This is a genomic window from Gottfriedia sp. NPDC056225, assembly GCF_042267765.1.
GTDB lineage: Bacteria > Bacillota > Bacilli > Bacillales > Bacillaceae_G > Gottfriedia.
The window spans coordinates 1-4,746 of sequence record NZ_JBHJTJ010000104.1 but is presented as its reverse complement, the minus strand read 5'-3'; the positions used below and the strand labels follow the sequence as shown (position 1 = coordinate 4,746).

The following is a 4,746-nucleotide window of genomic DNA, read 5'->3' as shown; positions in this document are numbered from 1 at the left end:
GTTATTAAGCTAACTGATGCTTTAGTTGCATAAAGCATAGATTAATTTTGTAAATAATATTTAAAAACTAATTAACTAGGTAGAAAGCATAATACATTATCTTAAAAAAAAATATGTTATATTGAGCATACCTGTTTGCTCATTTCCAAATACCATCTATATTAACTCAAAGAAAAAGAGAACCCAGTTCTCTTTTTTATTATTAATTATCAAGTTGAAAATCACCAACTGCTTAATTGCAGTTTTTTATTTAAGTAAATGGCAGTATAGTTCAATAAGAATTCTATGATTTATAGGTTAGATAGACTAATAAAAAACCTTTTAAAATAAAGGAGAGATATAAATGGATAACTGGAGAAATAGTGCAATTTGGTTTGAACAAATACCTGATAAACTTCAAGAAACAATTGATTTAAAAGAAGTAAAATTTAATGAGTTGAAACTTAAAAATATTGAGTATTTAACACTTTGGTATCACAAAAGTAAATTAAGAAATTTAGAGCATTTACCTATTCCAGAAAGTCTTCTTTATCTCGAATTAAATTGGTCAAATATACATAATTTCATTGGGATAGAAAAATTGACTAATTTGAAGAGATTAGAGTTACACTATTGTACTAAATTAGAAAGCGACCTGGGTTTGACGGGAATTGCCGATTCATTAGAACATTTATTTATTGATCACTCTAAGAAATTCATACCAAATGAGGAATTATTCTCTCTGAAAAATCTACGGGTTCTTTGCCTAAATTCTTGTGGTAACCTTGAAGATTTAAATTTTTTAAACCAATTTCCTAATTTAATCCACTTTCGATTTGCTGATACAAATGTATTAAATGGGGACTTAACACCAATTTTAAATCATCCAACTATTCGAAGTGTAGGCTTTCTAAATAAAAAGCATTACAATATTAAAAATGAAAAAATGTATGAATTATTAAGGGAGAAAAATGGTGGAGAAGAGTTTGAAACTACAATTAAGTTTGGGGAATGGGAGACTACAAGATACATTTATTAACTATATTTCCTTATACAACTAACTGATGCATTAGTTGAACAACCTTTAAGCTGCTTCGGTAGCTTTTTTCTTATTCAACAAAATGGCAGGATATTTCAATAAGAAATAACTGCAAAAAGGAGTTTATACTAATAAAAAGAATAATTAATAAACTAGGCTATTCTAAGGAGATCTAAAATTAATGTACCAATTATTAAAAAAAGCTCTCGAGCCTTACTCAATTGGCAATGATTCATTAGTAATTGAAGCTGAACTACATAAAGGTAGTTGGAACAGTGATCTACATTATAAAATTATTGCAGATGGAAAACCTTATTCTGCAAGATTTATTAAGTATAATCGTTCTTCAAACAAAGTATTTGGAGAAATTTCTAACGATATTTTATATGAACAAACAAAGGTTTGCCGATTCTTAGTTAAGAATAACATTCCATTTATGAAATTATTACCAATTTCAGAAGATGTACCATTTAATACTTTTGTATGGGAAAATGTAGTTTATCGCTTTATACTGTTCGAATGGATTGAAGGTCAACATATAACCCATTGTGATGAGCTAATTGCAGAAGAGTTTGGAAAGGTAGCAAGAAAATTTCACGATATTTCAAGTTTATATGTAAGTCCAGTCTTTCCAAAAATATCACATCTTGATGGATATTCTAAATTTATAGATAATCTTCGCAATGAAGTAAAAACTTCTAACATATCATTGGAAACTTCAAAAATGGTAGAGGATTACCTAGAATTAACAGAACAACATATTGCAAATGCAACTACAAATCGATATGAGTTTATTATTCAATCAGATTTAAATCCACTTAATATTCTTTGGGATAAAGATAAAAAAGTAATAGGAATTGTTGATTTTGAATCAATAGGTTACGGTGATAGAATTGAAGGTTTAGCCTGGCTAATAAAGTGGTATTCACGAACAAAAGGAATAAATTCTTCTGAAATGTCTTCCAGTGCTGCTACTGCCTTTTTAAAAGGCTATCAATCAAATGATTATTTCAGAAAAAATGATTTAGAACGCCTATCTTCACTTGTATGGTTATCAGGTTGTATAAATTGGAACTTTGTTAGACATACAATTAAAATCTTAGATTCAAATGATGAGGAAACACTAAAAAAACACATCAATACTTATAAAAAGCGTGGCGAAAAACTTTTATCATTAATTACAACAAAATAATTTGTTATGTAACTAACTGATGCATTAGTTGTATAACGTCGGGCTGCTTAGGCAGTCCATTTTTTATTCAACAAAATGGCAGATTAGTTGAATAAGACATTTAGGATTCATTATGATAAATTATTATATATGAACCGTTATACAAAGCATTCCATCCAAGGAGAAAATATGAGTAAGCAGAATGAGTTAAATGAATTAATTAAAGAAACAATTGCACCTTTATTTAAAGCAAAGGGATTTAAGAAGAAAGGAAAAAACTTTGCTAAACTATTTCCTGACTTTGCTTGGACTGTTAACATCCAATCTTCAAAATGGAATACAAAAAATGAGGTAGAGTTTTTATTTAATACTGGAATTTACTGCGATAAAGTATATACCACTTTAGATGGATTGAAATCTCCAATATTTCCATTAGAATTATACTCGATGTTAAGACTACGAATAAGTGATATAAAAAATATACGTGAAAATTGGTATAAGATATCAGATAAAACGGATATTGAAGAAATAAAAAAGCAGGTGGAAAGTGACATTGTAAATGTAATATTTCCATATTTTGAACAATATCAAAACGTTGAAGATATTATAAATGTTTTGGAGACAATGGATGAACAAGGGGAGTTTGAATGCCCTCATCATTTAATACTTCTTTATCATTATTACGGTTATCCTGAAAAAGCACAAAAAAGAATGGAAGTAGTGTATTTAACTTCATAAAAAGAGTATATAAAGGAACTTGCGACAAAGATTGGAATAAACGTGAATTAATAGAATACCTTATGCAACAAACGCAGTGCGTTTAGTTGAAGACCTATGTTCTTATGGTAACAATTTTAGAATAGGAGAGTCGGAATGAAATATACTTGTCCTTGCTGTGGGTATAAAACTCTTGATGATGAGCCTCCAGGAACCTATGATATTTGTAGTATTTGTTTTTGGGAAGATGATTCAGTTCAATTTAAAGATCCTGATTTTGAAGGTGGAGCAAATATTCCTTCTTTAAGACAAGCGCAAATAAACTTTATTGAATATGGTGCTTGCGAAAAAAGATGTATTGAATTTGTCAGAAAACCAAACGAAAGAGATAAAAAAGACCCTAATTGGAAGCTTTTATAACTTAGATTCTTTATGTAACTAACTGATGCTTAAGTTGCATAAGGAAATGGTATAATTTTGATAAGAATATAAGTTAATTGAAGAGAAGAAAGCCGAATGTCCAATAAATATGAACATATATTTACTTTGGAGAGATTTGGTGATTTTGAAACATTTAATTTAAATAGCCTAAAAAACAGCCAATCATTTAAAAATTGGCTGCTAATATTTATTTAATCTTAAATTCATTTATTACTAATTGTTCAGTCTGAGGCGCTGTAATACCTAAATGCCAACACCCCAATCCTCCTAAAGCATATTCTTTTATAAGGTGAAATTTTGCTAGTAAACTTCGAGGATCTTCAAACCAAACCTCATGGATAATTCCATCAATATCAGAGTAACGAAATGCTGGTGATAAAGTTTCCCGATCAAAGTAGACTTCACTTTCATATTTCTTATACATTTTAATTGCATTTTGAGTGGAATATGCGATACCTTTTCGCTTTTCCCCAGTAATAGGCCAATCGTAGGCATACTGAGGTATTCCTAATAACAATTTTGATCTTGGTACAATTGAAACCGCATAATTTAAAGTTTTTCTCACTTCATTTAATGGAGCAATTGGACCGGAGGAACTGTTCGGCCAATGCCAGTTATATGTCATTAAAAACATCTTATCAACATACTTACCAAGGGTATCATAATCATAAGCATCATAATATTGAGGAATATGATCTGCTTCCTTTGGTGGCATTGCCATTAAAACTTCCATTTTTGAAGAATGAAGTTTCTTAGATAATTCTTTCATAAATAAATTGAGATTATTCTTATCTTCAGGGTTTAGTGATTCAAAATCTATACTTATTCCTTTATAATCATTTTTGTCTAAAAGAGAATAGATGTTATTTACCAATTTTTTTCGCATTGCTGTCTTACTTAGTAAGGAATGTACTAGGTTAGGATCGAAACCTTTTTTACTAATATTAGTTAATGTAGCGTAAGGAAATATGTGATTTTTCCAAGCAATTTGATTAGATTGATTTTCTTTTACTTTAATTAATTTTCCTTGAGAAGTTGGGTGATATTCAAATATAAAAATACTTGTCAGTGACTTTTTATAATAATCAATCATCCATTTATTAGATTTTTTATCTTTAGGAATTAAGTAACTACCGGTCCAAATGGTGGTTTTAGGAGATGAAGGAATAATTAATTTTTGACCTGGAATTACTACATCGCTAGTAATATTATTTTTACTTTTCAATGAATTAATAGTAATTGAATGTCGAAATGCAATATCCCATAAAGTTTCTCCTTGTCTCACATAATAAGTAGACCCAGGAATTATCATAGATTGTCCAATTACAAGTTTATCATTCCGTTCTAATCCATTTAGATTTGCCAAGCTTTTTACATTCAATTTGTATTGTTTAGATAT

5 protein-coding genes are annotated in these 4,746 nt (G+C 29.0%); 4 read left to right on the top strand and 1 reads right to left on the bottom strand.

Annotated features, from left to right (window positions below):
* Positions 1-343: 343 nt before the first annotated feature.
* The 4 genes from ACFCYN_RS24930 (at position 344) to ACFCYN_RS24915 (ending at position 3,326) form a co-directional block, all read left to right on the top strand.
* Complete coding sequence (locus ACFCYN_RS24930; RefSeq protein ID WP_375952753.1) at positions 344-1,018, top strand: hypothetical protein; 675 nt, start codon at positions 344-346, stop codon at positions 1,016-1,018.
* 181 nt (positions 1,019-1,199) lie between these two features.
* Positions 1,200-2,210 carry a phosphotransferase enzyme family protein gene (locus tag ACFCYN_RS24925; RefSeq protein WP_375952750.1) on the top strand — a complete coding sequence of 337 codons (1,011 nt, stop codon included), beginning with the start codon at positions 1,200-1,202 and terminating at the stop codon, positions 2,208-2,210.
* A gap of 168 nt (positions 2,211-2,378) precedes the next feature.
* Entirely contained in the window at positions 2,379-2,927 is a 549-nt protein-coding gene (locus ACFCYN_RS24920) for a DUF4304 domain-containing protein (RefSeq protein ID WP_375952748.1), read from the top strand.
* A gap of 135 nt (positions 2,928-3,062) precedes the next feature.
* Positions 3,063-3,326 carry a CPCC family cysteine-rich protein gene (locus tag ACFCYN_RS24915; protein ID WP_375952745.1) on the top strand — a complete coding sequence of 88 codons (264 nt, stop codon included), beginning with the start codon at positions 3,063-3,065 and terminating at the stop codon, positions 3,324-3,326.
* Positions 3,327-3,534: 208 nt separating this feature from the next.
* On the opposite strand, the gene ACFCYN_RS24910 is transcribed toward ACFCYN_RS24915, so the two are convergent.
* A partial coding sequence (locus ACFCYN_RS24910) for a glycosyl hydrolase family 18 protein (protein WP_375952742.1) occupies positions 3,535-4,746 on the bottom strand: 1,212 nt, incomplete at its 5' end.